Genomic DNA, 17,060 nt, shown 5'->3' on the forward strand with positions numbered 1-17,060 from the left:
CCCATGACTGCACGTTCCACCGTGTACGGGTACCCGCGCCAAGGCGGGAATCGTGAACTGAAGAAGGCCGTCGAGGGCTACTGGAAGGGCGCCGTCGACGCCGACGGACTGCGCCGTACCGCCGCCGAACTGCGGGCCGCGAACTGGGCCCAGCTGGCCGCCGACGGGATCGACGAGGTGCCGACCGGCGACTTCTCGTACTACGACCACGTCCTCGACACCACCGTGATGCTCGGCGCGATCCCCGAGCGGTACCGCGACGCCGTCGCCGCCGACCCGCTGGACGGGTACTTCGCGATGGCCCGCGGCAGCCAGGACCTGGCACCGCTCGAACTGACCAAGTGGTTCGACACCAACTACCACTACCTGGTCCCCGAGCTCGGCCCGGACACGACGTTCACCGCCGACTCCGGCAAACAGGTCGCCGAGCTGCGGGAAGCACTCGCGCTGGGACTCACCGCGCGGCCCGTCCTGCTCGGCCCGATCACCTATCTCCTGCTGTCCAAGCCCGCAGGAGGCCTGACCGGCACGTTGTCGCTGCTCGGCAAGCTCCTACCGGTGTACGCCGAGATCCTCGCGGACCTGCGCGCCGCCGGAGCCGAGTGGGTGCAACTCGACGAGCCCGCGCTGGTCCAGGACCGAACTACCGCCGAGCTGGAGGCCGCTGCCTCGGCGTACGCAACACTCGGCGGGCTGACCGATCGGCCGAAGCTGCTGGTGGCGTCGTACTTCGACCGCCTCGGTGCGGCGCTGCCCATGCTGGCCGACTCGCCGATCGAGGGTCTGGCCATCGATTTCACCGGTCCGGCAGCCGCGAACCTCGCCGATCTGGCCGCGACGCCCGCGGTGCGTGACAAGAGACTGGTCGCCGGTGTGGTGAACGGCCGGAACGTCTGGGTCAACGACCTGCCGGCGTCGCTGTCGATCCTCGCGCAGGTGATGGGCCTCGCGGGGCAGGTCGACGTGGCGGCGTCCTGCTCGCTGCTGCACGTACCGCTGGACGTCGACGCCGAGCCGGACCTGGATGCCGAGGTCCGCCCGTGGCTCGCGTTCGCCCGGCAGAAGACCCGCGAGATCGGGCTGCTGAAGCGCGCTCTGACCGACGGCACCGAGATGATCACCGCCGAGCTCGACGCCAACCGCACGACGCTCGCGGCCCGGGCGTCCGCACCGCTGACCAACGACACCGCGGTCCGCGCGCGGGTCGCGGCGGTCACACCGGCCGACAGCCGCCGTACGTCGCCCTATGCCGCCAGAAGCGCCGCACAGCAGGTGAAACTCGGACTACCGTTGCTTCCGACAACTACTGTCGGGTCGTTCCCGCAGACCGCCGAACTGCGCCAGGCGCGGGCCGACCTGCGGGCCGGCCGAATCGATGGCCGGCAGTACGAGGAACGGATCGAGGCCGAGATCCGCGACGTGCTGAACTTCCAGGAGAAGGCGGGCCTCGACGTGTTGGTGCACGGCGAGCCCGAGCGCAACGACATGGTGCAGTACTTCGCCGAGCAGCTCGACGGGTACCTCGCCACGCAGCACGGCTGGGTCCAGTCGTACGGGACGCGCTACGTCCGGCCGCCGGTGCTGTTCGGCGACATCTCCCGCCCGGAGCCGATGACCGTCCGCTGGTGGGCGTACGCGCAGCTCAACACCGACCGCCCGGTGAAGGGGATGCTGACCGGGCCGGTGACGATGCTGGCCTGGTCGTTCGTCCGCGACGACCAGCCGCGCAGCGAGACCGCGCGTCAGGTCGCGCTGGCACTGCGCGACGAGGTCAACGACCTGGAGGCCGCGGGCGCGCTCGTGATCCAGGTCGACGAGCCCGCGCTGCGCGAGACGCTGCCGTTGCGGACGGGCGACCGCGCCGCGTACCTGACCTGGGGTACGGACGCCTTCCGGTTGACGACCAGCGGCGTACGGGACGAGACGCAGATCCACACGCACATGTGTTACGTCGAGTTCGGCGAGATCCTCGACGCGCTCGACGACCTGGACGCCGACGTCGCGAGCCTTGAGGCGGCCCGCTCGCATATGCAGGTTGCCCGCGAGCTGTCCGACGCCGGTTACCCGCGCGGCGTCGGGCCCGGCGTGTACGACATCCACTCCCCGCGTGTCCCCGGTACGCCGGAAGTCGTGTCGCTGCTCCGCAAGGGCCTCGACGCGATCCCGGCCGAGCGGCTGTGGGTCAACCCGGACTGCGGTCTGAAGACCCGCGGCTGGCCCGAGGTCCGCGACTCCCTGCACAACGTGGTCGCCGCGGCCCGGGAGCTGCGGACCGGGCTCAGCCGATGAACGTGCGGAGTTCCTTGACCAGTTCGACGCTCGCGTCGTTCTCGATCCGGCGGGTGGAGACGCTCTCGATGTTGAAGCCGAACGGGAGGTCGCGGTCGCGGCAGTACGCCGACAACCGGCGGGCGATCTCGACGCAGTGCGCGTACGAGTCGGCGACCGGGTCGCTCGAGTGGACCAGCTCGTTGCGCAGCCAGCGCGGGACGCGGACGCCCAGCCAGGCCAGGAACTCCAGCGTCTTCACCGAGCCGCAGATCGAGAGCGTGAACACGAGCGGCACCGGCTCGACGTCCTGTTCGCGGCACAGGTACAGGTAGTCGGAGGCCAGGTCCATCGCGGCGCCGACGTCGTAGATGATCTGGGTGACGAAGAACGAGCATCCACTGCGCTGCTTGCGGAGCAGCCGGTGGTGCTCGTCCTGGCGGGACGAGTGCCGCTCGGGGATCGTCACACCCCCGAGCGGGAGCGCCGACCCGCAGCGCTGCCACAGGTCGTACGCCGCCGGCAGCGTGGTGCGGACCTCCGCGGAGCTGGTCGGCGCGCCGACCATCACGGTGCCGAGCCGGCCGGAGGTACGGCGTACCCAGGAGTCCAGCTCGGACTCGCTGTACTTGCCGACCGAGCGGTACACGATCGTCGGCCGGTCCCACCAGGCGAGGTGGTCGGCGAGGAAGTCGGCCGGGTCCATCGTCGGGCTGAACGGGAACGGCCGCTCGTCCGGCACCCGCTGCGCCTCGTCGTCGATGTCGTAGAGGATCACCGCGTCGATGTCGAGCTGCTCGAGCCGCGTCCGGGTGACCGCGGTGAAGCGCTCGAGCGCGTCCGGGGCGATCGACTGCCGCGGCGGCGTCATCCCGTACAGCAGCAACTCCGTACGGCGCCCGGCGCCGAGCATCGTCGACAGCTCCGGGCGAACGGCGGCGGACTCAGGTCTCAAGCGTCTCTCCTCGGCCACGGCGTACTGACTGCGCCCGCCAGCCTACCGATCCGGCGACATCGATGACTTCAGGCTGCCGACCTGAGCGCCTCCCCCGTTTCGGTGGTTCACCTCTCAAACGGCCCCTTCACCTGCCGCATGCGGCCTGGAAACGGTCCGCTTGAGAGGTGAACCACCGAAACGGCGCTTCGGGACAGCCATGGGGAACTCCTTCGGATCAGGCGGCAGCTGAGGTAGATGAGGAACGAGATGGTGGTGATGTACGGGCTGATCGGGACCGAACTGCCCGCGGACAGCAGGATTCCGCCGACCGACGAGGTGACGGCGAACGCGACGCTGAGCAACGGGACCACAACCGGCGACGACGAGACCCGCAGCGCCGCGGCGGCCGGGGTGACCAGCAACGAGAGCACGAGCAGTGCTCCGACGATCTGCACCGAGACCGCGACCGCGAGCCCGAGCAGGATCATGAACACGATCGACAGCACCCCGACCGGTACGCCCCGGGCGGCCGCGACGCCGGCGTCGGTGCTTGCGAAGAGCAACGGTCTCCAGACCAGCACGAGTCCGGCGGCGACCAGCACCGAGATCGCGATCAGCGACTTCACCTGCGGGTCGTCGATCGCCACGATCTGCCCGGTGAGCAGGCCGAACTTGTTCGCCGCGCGTCCGTGGTACAGCCCGAGACAGAGGATCCCGAGCCCGAGACCGAACGGCATCAGTACGGCGGTCACCGAGTTGCGGTCCCGCGCCCGCGACCCCAGTACGCCGATCAGCAACGCCGCGACCAGCGACCCGACGAGCGCCCCGGTGACCACGCTGACGCCGAACAGCAGCCCGGCCGCGGCACCGGCGAACGACAGCTCGCTGACGCCGTGCACCGCAAACGCCATGTCGCGCATCATCACGAACACGCCGATCAGCCCGCCGACGACGCCGAGCACGACGCACGCGATGATCGAGTTCTTCAGCAGCGGCAGGAGTTCGCCGTACCCGGAGAAGTTGAAGATCTCCGACCAGATGTTCATCGCGCACCTGCCGGATGGTGCTGTTGCTCGGGGACGCCCGCGACCAGGATCCGGCCATTGTGCCGGATCACCTCGACCGGCGCGTCGTACAGCTCGCTCAGTACCTCGGTGGTCAGCACCTCGTCCGGCGTACCGATCCGGAAGCGCCGGTTGGCGATGTAGAGCACCCGGTCGACCTTGTCCAGGATCGGGTTGATGTCGTGGGTGACGAACAGGACGCCGAGGTCGAGCCGCCGGCGGGCGTCGTCGACGAGGTCGCTGACCAGCCGCTGGTACGGCAGATCCAGCGACAGCAGCGGCTCGTCGCACAACAGCAGCCGGGGGTCGGCCGCCAGCGCCTGCGCGATCCGCAGCCGTTGCTGCTCACCGCCCGACAACGACGACAGCGGGGTGGACGCGTACGCCTCGGCCCCGACCGACGACAGCAGCCGGTTCACCCGCTGCCGCCGGCGCCGCGACGGGAACGGCATCCCCCACCGGTGCCCGTCGACGCCGAGCGCAACCAGGTCCCGGCCCCGCAGCGGTACGCCGTCCTCGGCGAGCCGTTGCTGCGGGATGTACCCGATCCGCCGGTCGCCGCGACGGACCGGCGTACCGAGGAACGTCGCGGAGCCGGACCAGAGCCGGGTCTGACCGAGGATCACCTTGAGCAGGCTGGACTTCCCCGACCCGTTGGCCCCCAGGACGGCGATCAGCTCGCCGCTGTGCACCTGCAGGTCGAGGCCGTCCCAGAGCTTCCGGGACCCGAAGCCGAGCGCGGCCTGCTCCACCGTGAGAACGACGCTCATTGCCCGAGCGCGGCGCCGACGGCGTCGAGGTTGGCGGTCATCCAGCCGATGTAGTCCTTGCCGCTCGGCAGCGTCTCGGTGACCGGGACCACGGGGATGTTGTTCTGCTTGGCGGCGGTGAGCAGCTTCTCGGTCGCGGGGCCGCTGGTCTGCTCGTTGTAGGCGAGCAGCTTCACCTCGTGCCTGCTGTACAGCTGCAGCGTCGCGTCGAGCACCTTCGCCGGGACGTCGCTGCCCTCCTCGATCGCCTCGCTGAACTCGGCCGGCGTCTTGTTCTGCAGGCCCACCGCCTCCAGCAGGTACAACGGCACGGGCTCGGTGATCGCGACCGGCTGCCCGGCGTACTTCGTCTTCAGCGTCGCCTCCTGCTGCACGAGGCCGTCGAGCTGCTGCTTCAGCGCGGTGGCGTTCTGCTGGAACGTCGACGCGTCCGCGGGCGCGGCCTTCGCGTACGCCTGCTCGATCCGATCGACGACCTTGCCGACGGTCGGGAAGTCGTACCAGACGTGCTCGTTGAGCCCTTCGCCGGTCTTGCCCGAGATCGTGACCGCGTTCAGCACCGTCGCCGACGGGTTCTTCGCGGTCTTCAGCATCCGGTCCATGAAGTCGTCGTACCCGCCGCCGTTCTCGATCACGACCGCGGCGCCGGCCAGCGCCGCCTGGTTGCGGGTGCCGGCCTCGAACTCGTGCGGGTCGGCGTCCGGGCTGGTGATGATCGAGGTCACCTCGACCTTGTCGCCGCCGACCCGGCCGGCCAGGTCGCCCCACACGTCGGTGGACGCGACCACCTTGACCTTGCCGGCGGACGAATCGACGGCGGCCTGGTCCCCGGACGAGCAGGCACTGATTCCGAGTGCGGCAGCGGCGGCAAGAGCAGGCAGAACGAGCAGTCTGCGATCCACGGTACGACCAATCTTCGAGCGGATGAAATGACAATCGTTATCATTATCGCATGCCGTTCCGCGGACGCGCCGAGCACTGTGGAGTGACGCCTGACCGGAGTAGGGTTTGATGCCGGTGTCACGGTGAGTCGTGCGCCGGTTACGATGACTTTTCAGTTCTGGACCCGCACCGCGAATGGGATGTTCATGGCCGAATCGCACGACGCCGAACCGGGGATGTACGACCAACTGAACCTCGACCGGCCGCACCCGGCCCGGGTGTACGACTACTTCCTCGGCGGGAAGGACAACTTCGCCGCCGACCGGCAGGCGGCAGAGCACCTGCTGCAGGCCTTCCCCGGCTTCCGCACCGCGGCGCAGTCGAACCGGATGTGGATGCACCGGGCCGCGAAGTACGCCGCCGAGCAGGGCATCACGCAGTTCCTCGACATCGGTACCGGGATCCCGACCGAGCCGAACCTGCACGAGGTGGTCCAGAAGATCATCCCGTCCGCGCACGTGGTGTACGCCGACAACGACCCGATCGTGCTCGCCCACTCGCGCGCGCTGCTGGTCAGCTCACCGGAGGGCAAGACCGCGTACCTCGAGGCCGATGTCACGGACCCGCAGGCGATCCTGGAGTCCGACGAGGTCAAGGAGCTGATCGACTTCACGAAGCCGGTCGCGCTCAGCATCGTCGGCGTCTTCCACTACCTGCCCGACCACCTGAAGCCGTACGACCTGGTCCGTCAGCTGGTCGAGCCGCTCGCCCCGGGCTCGCTGCTGATCTTCTCGCACTGCACGCCGGACTTCGCGCCGGAGCTGTGGGAGCGCGCGATGGTCGTCTACAAGGCCGACGGCGGCGAGGCCCAGGTCCGTAGCAAGGACGAGGTCACCCGCTTCTTCGACGGCACCGAGCTGGTCGAGCCGGGCGTCGTGTCGCCGTTCCGCTGGTTCCCCGACGACGAGACCCAGGCGTACGTCGACCGCGGCGAGTTCACCGACATCATGTGCAGCCTCTGGGTGGGCGTCGGCCGCAAGCCCTGACCGCTACACCAGGTCGGACAGGGTCCAGCACACCCCTGCACGCTGAACTACGACGTGTAGAGGTTCTGGACCTGGGTGGCGGTGAGAGCTCCGGAGTAGATCGGTACGTGGTGATGGTGGCGCTGCCGTCGGTGATCGTCGTACTGTCCATCGTCCAGTGGTCGACCAGGGTCAGGCCGATCGCGAACCGCGCGGTCGCGGTGTAACGGTTCTCCGTGGCCATGAGGATGTGCAGGCCGTCAGGCGTACAGCTCGAGGGTGTCTGCGATCGCGGTGGCCGCCTGGATCGTGCTGCCGGACGGCTTGGTCGCGTACGTCGGCGCCGAGGTCACGTAGCTGCTCGCGCGGGCGATCCGGTCGATGGGCGCGGGCGCGGTGCCGTCCTGGAGGGCCTTGGTCAGCGTCGCGAAGTACGCCTTCCAGTTCTCCTGTAATACCCGCGGAGCAGCCCGCTGTAGCTGTCCGGTAGCAACGTCCGCGTCTCGTTCCCGGTCACGGTCGACGCCACGTCGGCGAGGTCGAAGTCGTACGCCGCCCGCTGGACGACGCTCGGTGCCGCAAGCAACAACTGCGGCAGCGCCGTCGCGAACCGGTTCATGTCGTACGGCTGCTGCTTCGGCGAGGCGGGATCGGCGTTCCGCGCGGTCAGGCTCGGCCGGGCGACGAAGAGCGTCTCGGCCGGCTCCGCGTGCGTACCGTTCGCGGGCCGCGGCAACCAGTACGCCGTACCGCCGATGATCTCCCAGGCGGCACCGGCCATCACCGCGATCCCGGTCATGTTGTTGCCCGGAGCACTCAACTGCCAGTAGTACCGGTCGATCCAGAGCTGCCCGGTGGCGCCCATCACGGTGTGCCCGCCGTAGGCGTAGATCGAGCCGAAGAGGTACTTCGCGTCCGGCCAGGCGCTCTCCCGCCCGAACGTCGCGACCGCGTCGGACAGCCCGTCGCTGACCACGAACTTGCTCTTGTCCGCGATCCCGGCCAGCTGCGCCGTCGTCGGGTTGTGCTCCCAGCCGAGCTGCATCCAGGTGGCGCCGGCCTCGTTGGCCTGTAGCGCCGCCATGATGCTCGCGGTGATGTCCTGCTGCGGGATGCCGCCGGATGAACCGCCCTCCTGCAGCGGGTTCATCCGGTACAGCGTGCTCTTGCCGAGGATCTCGTCCGCGTGCCGGTAGTACGACGCGGCGACCTCGGCGAAGAACGGGTCCGTCGGGGCCAGCCAGGACGGTCGCGGTACGCCGGACCAGTTGCCCTGCGGGAGGATCGTCGTACCGGCCGGGGCGTGCGCGGCGAAGTCGGTCGGGACGGTCCCGATGAACCCGGGCAGCACCGGCACCATGCCCAGCTCGCGGGCCCGGTCGGAGATGCTGCGCCCGAGCGCGGCCCGCTGGTCGAGGAGCGCCTGCGCGATCGGGGCGCCGTAGTTCGACACGTTCTGCATCGCCCACCACGGCTGCGTGGTCGGCAGCGGGATCCACGCGCGGGTAGACGTCGAGCAGGTCCTGCCAGCCGGACCAGCCGAGGTACGGATCGGTGTAGCCGTCCTGGGTGTCGTTGCCGAGGTACCGGTTCGCGGTGTTCGCGACCTGGGTGATCGGGCTCGACGGCGCCGGCACCGGGATCGGGACCACCGGGTGCGGGTTGCCCAGGTTCGCCGCCGCGTGCACGACGTACTTGAGGTACCACCCGGCGCCCTGGTTCGCGGCCGACGGGGTGGTGGCGCTGATCGTGACGTGCCCGGCGTGGCCCGAGATCGTGAACCGCTCGACGCCGTCGGCGGCCGGGACGATCTCGAAACACACCTGCCGGGCGGCGACCTTGCCGGCCACCCGGGCGAACATCGCCTGCTGGGCCGGGGCGGACGCCGCCCGGCAGTCGTGGGACTCCAAACCCTGCCTCCTGGTGGAACCTCAGGTGGTGCGGAAAGCCTCGGCGATTTCTTCCTTGGGGAAGCCGCCGTGGAACATGCCGTAGAACCGGTGCCCGGGGGTCAGGTCCGCGCGCTGGACGCGGGTGCCGGTGATCGACGACGCGTACAGCGCGGTGACGAACTCCATCGTCGGCCGCGTGCTGGCCAGCGACGTGCCGTGCGGGCGACCCGCCAGCAGGTCGTCGACCAGGTGGCCGATCTGCGCTTCGTGGTTGCTCGGTACGTCGGTGCCCGCCGACGCCGTCCACGGATCGGCAGCGGCCGCGGACTCGGCGCCCTCGGCCTTGCGGACGCCGGGGTCCAGTCCGAGGGTGGCCGCCTTCGCCGCATCCGGGGCCGGGTGGAACGTCCAGTCCTTGTCGGAGTACCCGTAGACGTGGTTCACCTCGAGCGTGCCGCCGGCCGTGTCGATCCGGATCCGGCTCAGCTCCCGCGGCGACAGCAGGCTGTTGATCACGGTCGCCACCGCGCCGCTCTCGAACACCACCGACGCCATCGACACGTCCTCGAACTCGACCGGCCGGTCCAGCCGGACGGCGGTCGCGTCGATCGTCTTCCACGGCCCGAGCAGATGCAGCAACAGGTCGATCTGGTGGATGCCGTGCCCGAGCGTCGGGCCGCCGCCCTCGCCGACCCAGGTACCGCGCCACTCCGGGTCGAAGTAGCTGACCGGCCGGAACCACAGCGTCTCGCAGACCGCGACCAGCGGCCGGCCGAGCGCACCGCGGCCGAGCAGGTCGTGCGCCCGGATCCCGCCGGAACCGTGCCGGTGCTGGAACACCACCGACGCCGACCCGGCGCTGTCCGCCTCGGCCTTCGCGACCCGGTCCAGCTCCTCCAGGCTCAGCACCGGCGGCTTCTCCAGCAGCACCGACCGGTCCGCGGCCAGCGCCTCGATCGCGAGCTCGCCGTGGCTCTCCGGCGGCGTCGCGATCGAGATCAGGTCCGGCTCCTCGGCCGCCAGCAGCTCGGTCAGGCTGCCGTACGGGCGCCCGCCGAACCGCTCGGCCAGCGTCCGCGCCTTCGCGACGTCGAGGTCCGCCGTACCGACGAGCTCGGTCCGGCCGGTGCTCACGTACGCCTCGGCGTGCCGGCGGCTGATGTTGCCGCATCCGACGATCGCGACCTTGAGGACATCGTCGGTCATCGGGCGGCTCCGCGCAGCACCGCGGTCTCCTGGGCGACGAGTGCGAGCCGGGTGGCCTCGAAGGTGTGCTCCTGCGGCGCGGCGGTGGTGGTCCGCTCCCGGACGTCGTGGATCAGGTCCTCGTAGTACGAGGTCTTGACGTCCGAGCAGTCGATGTACTGCGTCCCCTCCTGGTTCGCCAGGAACAGGTGGTTGCCGCCGTCGCGACCCTCGATGTCGATGTACTTGCGGAGCTCGATGTAGCCGTCGGTGCCGAGGATGATCAGCCGCCCGTCGCCCCAGGTCGGCAGCCCGGCCGGGGTGTACCAGTCGACCCGGATATAGCCCTGCGCGTTCTCGCTGCGGAGCAGCATCTCGCCGAAGTCCTGCAGCCCGGGGTCGTCCGGGTTGCCGAAGTTGCCGACCGAGCTGCTGACCACCTCGGCGGTCGTCGCGCCGGTGAACCAGAGGAACTGGTCCACCTGGTGGGAGGCGATGTCGGCCAGGATGCCGCCGTACCGCGCCTTGTCGTAGAACCAGTCCGGGCGGCCGGCGCCGCCGGCCAGGTGGGCACGGTCGCCGATCCGGTGCGGCCCGAGGCCGAGGGTCTGGACGACGGTGCCGATCTTGCCCTCGCGGACGAGTTCGCCGGCCTTGATCGCGCTCGGTACCTCGAACCGCTCGGAGAACGTGACCGACCAGAATCGGCCGGTCTCGGCGACCGCCTGCCGGATCTCGGCGAGCTGGTCGAGCGTGGTACAGCCGGGCTTGTCGGCGACCACGTCCTTGCCGGCCCGGAGCGCGGAGACCGCGATCGGCCCGCGCCGGTCCGGCACCGCGGCGGTGACGATCACGTCGATGCCGTCCCGGGCGATCAGCTCGTCCGGGTTGTCGGCGAAGGGTACGTCGGGGTAGCGCTCGCGCAGCTGCGTCGCGACCGCGGCACCCGGGTCGTCGGTGGCCATCCCGACGAACTCGGCACCGGCCCGGATCAGGCCGGCGACCTGCCCGAAGATATGCGAATGGTCAAGCCCGACGGCGGCGAACCTGACGTGCTGACTGGAGGTCAAGGTGTTCCTTCCGTAAACGTGTTCCGGATGTTCAGCGCGAGGACTTGAGGGCCTGGGCGAGTTCCTCGGCCATCTTGTCCCCGCCGTCACTCTTCCACTTCTTCACCGCGGGCGCCCAGGCGGAGATCGGCTTGCGGCCCTGCACGATGTCGTCGGTGACCTGGTTGATCGCGTCGTTCAGCTGCTTGTTCTTGCGGTTGCTGGTCTCCGAGTACAGACCCGCGGCCGGGTTGTCGAGCGCGGTCGGGACCACACCCTTCATCGCGTTGAACTGAGTCTCGGCGCTGCCCGCGTGCTCGGGCAGGAAGATCGTCCACGGCGCGTCCGCGGTGTACATCAGGCCCAGCTGGACCTCGCTGAAGCCCTTCGCGTTCAGCACCGGGTTGCCGTTCACCAGCTTGTGGTGCACGCCGACCAGGCCGTACTTGCGGAACAGGTACTCCTGGGTGCCGAACGGCGTCGCGAGGAAGTTCAGGTACGCGAGCAGCGTCTCGACCCGGGCCTCGGCCTTCTTGCTGATCGCGGTGACGCCGATCGCCGGCGCGCCCAGCCAGATCGTGCCCTTGCCGGATCCGTCGTGCTTCGGCGGCGCGATGATCGAGATCGACGCCTTCGGGTCGGTCATCGTCTGCAGGTACGTCGGCCAGCCGCTGAACGTGTCCTGGACGAGCGGGCTGGAGCCGTTCGCGAACCGGGTCTTCATGTCCAGGTTCTGGCCGGAGTACGCGTCCGGGTGGATGTAGCCCGACTTCCAGAGCTGCTGCAGGAGCTTGAGCACGTCCTCCTGGCCGTCGTGCTCGAGCGAGCTGACCAGCTTGTCGCCGTCCTTGCTCCAGGCGTTCGGGATGTCGAACATGTTCCGGACGAACTGGGTCGGCGCGGTGGCCAGCGCGAAACGGTTCAGCTTCTTGTTCGTCAGCGCCTTGCAGAGCTCGAGGAACTCGTCCGAGCTCTTCACCTCGGCGTTCAGGCCCTGCGCCTCGAGGATGTCGCCGCGGCTGTACATCACCTGTGAGCTGATCGCGCCGCGCGGTACCGGGACGCCGTAGATCTTGCCGTCGAAGATGCCCGAGTTCCACGCCAGCTCCGGCAGGTTCGCCAGGTACGGGTACTTCTTGATGTTGTCGCCGGACAGGTGCGGGGTCAGGTCGACGGCCTTCGCGGCCAGCATCTGCGGCGTCTGCGGGACGTTGCCGACCGTGAAGACGTCGCCCAGCTGGTCGCCGGCGACCACGGTGGCGAACTTCTTGTCGTAGTCCACCGACGGCGTCAGGTTCACCTGGACCGGCGATCCGACCCGCTTGTTGAACTCCTGCCAGAACGTGTTCTGCTCGAGCTTCGGCGGGATCGGCGTGTTCGTGTACGTCGTCACCGTGATCGGCTTGCCGTCGCCCGGCGCCTGGGTGATCGCCTGGACCGGGTTCGCCGGGTACTTGTTGAACGCGTCCGGGATCTTGTACTCGGCGCCGGGCAGGTCCGGCTTCACGCCGTCGTACCGCTCGTACGCCGGGCGGATCTTGGTCTTGGTGGCCTCGTCGTTCCCCGCTCCCGACGCACCGCGGCCGTTGTTCGAGCAGCCGACCGTGCCGGCCAGCCCGAGCGCCGCCGCACCGGCGAGCACGGCCCGGCGGCCGAGCCGCGCATCTTGCACGTTCATAAGGTTCCTCTCTGAGAAGTTTCAGCCCTTGACGGCGCCGGTGAGCACGCCCTTGGCGAAGTGGCGCTGGATGAACGGGTAGACGCAGAGGATCGGGACCACCGAGATCATCAGGATCGCCATCTGGATCGAGGTCTGCGGCGGGGCCGCCTCGCCCGCGAGTCCGAGGTCCTGGCCGCCGATCTCGACGCCGTTCACGACGTACGTCCGCAGCACCAGCTGCAGCGGCCATTTGGCGCTGTCGTTGAGGTAGAGCATCGCGTTGAAGAAGCTGTTCCAGTAGCCGACGCCGTAGAACAGGCCGATCACCGCGATCACGGCCTTGGACAGCGGCAGGCCGATGTAGCGGAACAGCTTCCACTCCGAGGCGCCGTCGATCCGCGCGGCGTCGATGATCTCATTGGGCAGGCCAACGAAGAACGAGCGGACCACGATCACGTTGAAGGCGCTCACGCTGACCGGCACGATCACCGCCCACAGGCTGTTCAGCAGTCCGAACTGCTGGACGGTCAGGTAGGACGGGATCAGGCCCGGGTTGAACAGCAGGCTGATCAGTACGAGCAGCAGCAGCGCGCGGTTGCCGATCGTGCCGCGGCGGCTCAGCGCCCAGCCGAGCGTGCAGGTCAGCGCGACCGCGATCGTCGTACCGACGGCCGTGACGAACGCGCTCACCAGGAGCGCCTGCGTCACGGTCCCGCCGGACAGGATCGAGCGGTACGCCGTGAAGTCGATGCCCTTGGTCGGGAACATCACGAACCCGCCGGCCTTGGTGACCTCCTCGGCCGGCGCCAGGCTGGTCGAGATCACGCCGACGAACGGCAGGATGACGACCGCGCAGATGACGGTCAGGAACACCGCCTTGACGATGCGTTCGGTGATACCCGGCATCGGCATGCCACCGACCAGGGTCTTGGGCTGTTTGGTTGTCATCCGCGGTACACGCCTTCCTCGCCGAGGCGGTGGGCGATCTTGTTGGCGGACAGCACCAGGGTCAGGGCGACGGCGCTCTTCACCAGGCCGACCGCCGCTGCCACCCCCCAGTTGCCGCCGAGGATGCCGTTGTTGTAGACGTACGTGTCGAGGACGTCACTGGCGTCGACGCCGACCGCCTGTTGCTGCAGGATGATCTGCTCGAACCCGACGGTCAGCGAGTCGCCGAGCTTCAGGATCAGCAGCAGGATGATGATCGGTTTCAGCCCGGGCAGCGTGACGTGCCAGGTCTGCCGCCAGCGCCCGGCGCCGTCCACCGCCGACGCCTCGTACAGCGAGCGGTCGATCTGGGACAGCACGGCGAGGAACAGGATCGTCGCCCAGCCGGTGTCCTTCCAGAGCACCTGCGAGGTGAGCAGTGCCCGGAACGCCTCCACGTTGCCGATGATGTGCATCGGGCTGTAGCCGTGGCTGCGGAGCCAGTTGTTGATCATCCCGGTGCCACCGAGCACCTGCTGGAAGATCGCGACCACGATCACCCAGGACATGAAGTGCGGCAGATAGATGATCGTCTGCACGAACTGCCGGAGCTTGTTCGACAGCAGGCTGTGCAGGACCAGGGCCACCACGATCGGCGCCGGGAACACGATGACGGTCTGGATCAGCGTCAGAATCAGCGTGTTCTTGACCGCGTTCAAGAATTCGGCGTCACCGTTGAAGATCACCGAAAAATTCTGGAAACCCGACCAGAGACTCTTGCCCACACCGAGGTACGGCTGATAGTCCTGGAAGGAAATGATATTCCCCCAGAGCGGGTAATACTGGAACGCCAGCAGTATTAGCAAACCCGGAACCGCCAGCAGCAACACTGGGTAATCACGCCTCAAACGCGTCCCCAGCGAGCGCTTTTCACCCACGGACACTCCTCTGGTCGGTCGCTCGAATAAAAAGTGATCGATCCACTTCTGAGCCGGTAGCTAACCGCAGCACTGTTTTGGTGTCAAGACCTCGGTGATAAGCTGCGGAGCCTCGGAGGATCCCGGGGAGAAGGAGGGGGTTCGTGGCAGAGTCAACATCCCGGCGGCCGGCCACCATTCACGAAGTGGCCAGTCTGGCCGGCGTCTCGCACACGACCGTGTCCCGCTACCTGCAGGACAAGGACAGCCTGAAACCGAAGACCCGGGTGAAGGTGGAGTTCGCGGTCAAGACGCTCGACTACCGGCCGAACCTGGTCGCCCGGTCGATGCGCACCCGGCACACCAACCGGCTCGCGATCGTGCTTGCCTCCGGCATGCACTTCCCCGGGAGACTGCTCGCCGCGGCGTCCCAGACCGCGCACGAGGCCGGGTACCAGGTGGAGATCGTCAGCGTCGAGGGCGGACCGGCGGCCCGGTCCGCGCGGATCGACGAGTTGGCCAGATCCGGACAGGTCGAGGGCATCCTGGCGTTCTCGCCGATCACCCTCAAGGGCAAGAAGACGAACCGGGTGCCGATCGTCGAGAGCAGCACGTACGACGACAAGCTGCACGGGCTCGCCGAGCTCGCGGACGCGACGCCGGTCCGGGAGATCATCGAGTACCTGGCGTCCCTCGGGCACCGGACCTTCCTGCACGTCTCCGGAGACATCGAGAACTTCGCCTCGGCCCGGAACCGGATGAGCGTGTACCTGGAGACGATCGAGCGCCTCGGACTGGAGTCGGCCGGCGCGATCGTCTGCGACTGGTCGGCGCAACGCGGGTACGACGCGATCATGGCGCTGCCGGACGACACCGAGGTGACCGCGGTGGTGGCGGCCAACGACGTGGTCGCGATGGGCGTGGTCCGCGGGGCGCTCGACCGCGGCTGGAAGGTGCCCGACGACCTCAGCGTGTTCGGCTGGGACGACGAGGAGATCGCACGGTTCGCCACGCCGTCACTGTCGACGGTCGCCGTGGACCGCGAGGCGCAAGGGCGGGTCGCGATCCAGCGGCTGCTTGCCGAGATCCGCGGTGAGCAGGCACCCGTACCACCCGAGCAGAAGATCAACCGGCTGATCTTCCGCGAGTCCACGGCGCCGCCGCGTCAGCGTGGGTGACGGTTGACCAGACGGTCCAGCACCTGCAGGTCGATCGAGTCGGCCAGCTGCTGGTAGGCGGCGGCGTTCGGGTGCAGGTGGTCGCCGCTGTCGTAGCCGGCCAGCAGGTGGTCGGGCGCGGCCGGGTCGCGGACGACGGCGTCGAAGTCGACCACCGCGTCGAACGCGCCGGACGTGCGGATCCAGTCGTTCACGATCGCCCGCTGGGCAAGGGGTCCGGCGCCGCAGACGCCGTACCCGCCGCACGGGGTGATGGTGAGGCCAACGACCTTCAGGCCGGCCGCGTGCGTACGGTCCACGACGTTCCGCAGGCCGGCGATCACCTGGTCCGCGGTGATGTTGCTCGCGGTCAGGTCGTTGATGCCTTCGGCAACCAGCACCAGGGACACACCGGGCTGGCGTAGGACGTCGGCGTCGAGGCGGTGCTGGGCGCTCACCCCGAAGTACGGCGGCTGCCGGTCGAGGGTGACCTCGTTGCCGCCGATGCCCGAGTTCGTCACCGCCTGCAACTGACCGGGCGGACCGGCGGCGATCCGCGCGTACAGGGCGTCGGTCCAGCGGGTGTTGGTGTTGTCCGCCGTACCGGTGCCGTCCGTGATCGAGTCGCCGAGCGCCACGATCGTGCCGACGTGCGGCGCCGCGACCACGTCGACGCCGTCCACGAACAGCCACGACGTGGTCTTGCTCGTGAACGCGTCACCGCCTGCGTCCGCGGCATGATCCCCGGCAGCCAGGTACGACGTGGTGTGCGCCGCGTTGTGGTACGTCGCCGGACCGGTCGCCGTCGCGCTGAACAGGCTGATCGCAAGCGGCTGCCGCCGCGCGACCGGTAGCGCCACCGGATCACTCGCCACGTCGGCGCCCACCGGAATCGTCACCGCAGTACGGCCGCCGAACGTCAGCGGGATCTTCGCCCCGTTGGCCTGTCCAACGGTTGCCCGGTCGAAGGTGACCGGGCGATCGCCGTACCGGTTCGTCAGCCGGACGCGGATCGACGCGCCGCCGACCGTCGGGTACACGACGTTCCGGATGGTCTGGTCGGTCAGCCCGTTGTGGGAGAGCCCGGACGCCATCGCGGCCGTCGGGCTCGCGGTCCAGGTGGCTGTCCAGTGACGGCCTGCGCCCGGGCCTGCCGCGGCGCCGGCCGCCGGGAGCAGGAGGATCAGGCCGAGCCCGCCGATCAGCGCCTTCCGCACCAGTGCACGCACGCCACCGCTCCGATCTTCGACGATTGGACCGGGGACGACCGTCGCCCACCGCGGGCGCCCAGGCAAGCACGCCCGCGGTCAGCAGAGCCGAACGGCGG

Annotated in this window: 13 protein-coding genes and 2 pseudogenes; 3 read left to right on the forward strand and 12 right to left on the reverse strand. The window is 69.0% G+C overall.

Translation table 11 applies throughout. The features are described 5' to 3' along the window. The first annotated feature begins 3 nt into the window (after positions 1-3). The gene (gene metE / locus ACXJJ3_RS11495; RefSeq protein ID WP_458169973.1) at positions 4-2,289 is read left to right on the forward strand and encodes a 5-methyltetrahydropteroyltriglutamate--homocysteine S-methyltransferase; all 2,286 of its coding nucleotides are present in this window, start codon (positions 4-6) and stop codon (positions 2,287-2,289) included. Here the strand turns inward: metE and ACXJJ3_RS11500 are convergent. The 4 genes and pseudogenes from ACXJJ3_RS11500 to ACXJJ3_RS11515 all read right to left on the reverse strand — a co-directional run bounded on the left by ACXJJ3_RS11500 (position 2,279) and on the right by ACXJJ3_RS11515 (position 5,941). Then, complete coding sequence (locus tag ACXJJ3_RS11500) at positions 2,279-3,223, reverse strand: methylenetetrahydrofolate reductase (protein ID WP_458169974.1); 945 nt, start codon at positions 3,221-3,223, stop codon at positions 2,279-2,281. The genes metE and ACXJJ3_RS11500 overlap by 11 nt on opposite strands. 188 nt (positions 3,224-3,411) lie before the next feature. Continuing rightward, positions 3,412-4,251, reverse strand: a pseudogene (locus tag ACXJJ3_RS11505) (metal ABC transporter permease); the annotation flags it as partial. Next, positions 4,248-5,039, reverse strand: a complete 792-nt coding sequence (locus ACXJJ3_RS11510) for a metal ABC transporter ATP-binding protein (protein ID WP_458169975.1) — start codon at positions 5,037-5,039, stop codon at positions 4,248-4,250. The pseudogene ACXJJ3_RS11505 and the gene ACXJJ3_RS11510, both read right to left, overlap by 4 nt. Beyond that, complete coding sequence (locus tag ACXJJ3_RS11515) at positions 5,036-5,941, reverse strand: metal ABC transporter solute-binding protein, Zn/Mn family (protein WP_458169976.1); 906 nt, start codon at positions 5,939-5,941, stop codon at positions 5,036-5,038. Before ACXJJ3_RS11515 ends, ACXJJ3_RS11510 begins: the two co-directional genes overlap by 4 nt. Positions 5,942-6,127: 186 nt before the next feature. Between ACXJJ3_RS11515 and ACXJJ3_RS11520 the strand changes: the two genes are divergently transcribed. Continuing rightward, positions 6,128-6,967, forward strand: coding sequence for an SAM-dependent methyltransferase (locus ACXJJ3_RS11520; RefSeq protein WP_458169977.1), 840 nt, complete (start codon positions 6,128-6,130; stop codon positions 6,965-6,967). A gap of 397 nt (positions 6,968-7,364) precedes the next feature. On the opposite strand, the gene ACXJJ3_RS11525 is transcribed toward ACXJJ3_RS11520, so the two are convergent. From ACXJJ3_RS11525 to ACXJJ3_RS11555, 7 genes and pseudogenes are all read right to left on the reverse strand, one after another. Continuing rightward, complete coding sequence (locus ACXJJ3_RS11525) at positions 7,365-8,498, reverse strand: alpha-N-acetylglucosaminidase TIM-barrel domain-containing protein (protein ID WP_458171881.1); 1,134 nt, start codon at positions 8,496-8,498, stop codon at positions 7,365-7,367. A 151-nt stretch (positions 8,499-8,649) separates the two neighbouring features. Continuing rightward, positions 8,650-8,808 (reverse strand): annotated as a pseudogene (locus ACXJJ3_RS11530) (hypothetical protein); the annotation flags it as partial. 69 nt (positions 8,809-8,877) lie between these two features. Beyond that, positions 8,878-10,044 carry a Gfo/Idh/MocA family protein gene (locus ACXJJ3_RS11535; RefSeq protein WP_458169978.1) on the reverse strand — a complete coding sequence of 389 codons (1,167 nt, stop codon included), beginning with the start codon at positions 10,042-10,044 and terminating at the stop codon, positions 8,878-8,880. Further along, the gene (locus ACXJJ3_RS11540; protein ID WP_458169979.1) at positions 10,041-11,093 is read right to left on the reverse strand and encodes a Gfo/Idh/MocA family protein; all 1,053 of its coding nucleotides are present in this window, start codon (positions 11,091-11,093) and stop codon (positions 10,041-10,043) included. Before ACXJJ3_RS11540 ends, ACXJJ3_RS11535 begins: the two co-directional genes overlap by 4 nt. A gap of 31 nt (positions 11,094-11,124) precedes the next feature. Continuing rightward, a complete protein-coding gene (locus ACXJJ3_RS11545; RefSeq protein ID WP_458169980.1) occupies positions 11,125-12,750 on the reverse strand; it encodes a hypothetical protein in 1,626 nt (541 codons plus the stop codon). 21 nt (positions 12,751-12,771) lie between these two features. Beyond that, the gene (locus tag ACXJJ3_RS11550) at positions 12,772-13,680 is read right to left on the reverse strand and encodes a carbohydrate ABC transporter permease (RefSeq protein ID WP_458169981.1); all 909 of its coding nucleotides are present in this window, start codon (positions 13,678-13,680) and stop codon (positions 12,772-12,774) included. Next, positions 13,677-14,405 carry an ABC transporter permease subunit gene (locus ACXJJ3_RS11555; RefSeq protein WP_458169982.1) on the reverse strand — a complete coding sequence of 243 codons (729 nt, stop codon included), beginning with the start codon at positions 14,403-14,405 and terminating at the stop codon, positions 13,677-13,679. The genes ACXJJ3_RS11550 and ACXJJ3_RS11555 overlap by 4 nt, the downstream gene beginning before the upstream one ends. A gap of 335 nt (positions 14,406-14,740) precedes the next feature. On the opposite strand from ACXJJ3_RS11555, the gene ACXJJ3_RS11560 reads away from it, so the two are divergent. Further along, positions 14,741-15,754 carry a LacI family DNA-binding transcriptional regulator gene (locus ACXJJ3_RS11560; RefSeq protein ID WP_458169983.1) on the forward strand — a complete coding sequence of 338 codons (1,014 nt, stop codon included), beginning with the start codon at positions 14,741-14,743 and terminating at the stop codon, positions 15,752-15,754. Here ACXJJ3_RS11560 and ACXJJ3_RS11565 read toward each other — a convergent pair. Beyond that, complete coding sequence (locus ACXJJ3_RS11565) at positions 15,742-16,962, reverse strand: SGNH/GDSL hydrolase family protein (protein ID WP_458169984.1); 1,221 nt, start codon at positions 16,960-16,962, stop codon at positions 15,742-15,744. The two genes, ACXJJ3_RS11560 and ACXJJ3_RS11565, sit on opposite strands and share 13 nt — an antisense overlap. Between the last annotated feature and the right edge of the window lie 98 nt (positions 16,963-17,060).

The organism is Kribbella sp. WER1 (assembly GCF_054189145.1).

Excerpts from the sequence above, each read along its gene's own strand:
- metE (WP_458169973.1), top strand. The coding sequence starts at position 4 with ATGACTGCACGTTCCACCGTGTACGGGTACCCGCGCCAAGGCGGGAAT.
- ACXJJ3_RS11510 (WP_458169975.1), bottom strand. The coding sequence starts at position 5,039 with ATGAGCGTCGTTCTCACGGTGGAGCAGGCCGCGCTCGGCTTCGGGTCC.
- ACXJJ3_RS11520 (WP_458169977.1), top strand. The coding sequence starts at position 6,128 with ATGGCCGAATCGCACGACGCCGAACCGGGGATGTACGACCAACTGAAC.
- ACXJJ3_RS11535 (WP_458169978.1), bottom strand. The coding sequence starts at position 10,044 with ATGACCGACGATGTCCTCAAGGTCGCGATCGTCGGATGCGGCAACATC.
- ACXJJ3_RS11545 (WP_458169980.1), bottom strand. The coding sequence starts at position 12,750 with ATGAACGTGCAAGATGCGCGGCTCGGCCGCCGGGCCGTGCTCGCCGGT.
- ACXJJ3_RS11550 (WP_458169981.1), bottom strand. The coding sequence starts at position 13,680 with ATGACAACCAAACAGCCCAAGACCCTGGTCGGTGGCATGCCGATGCCG.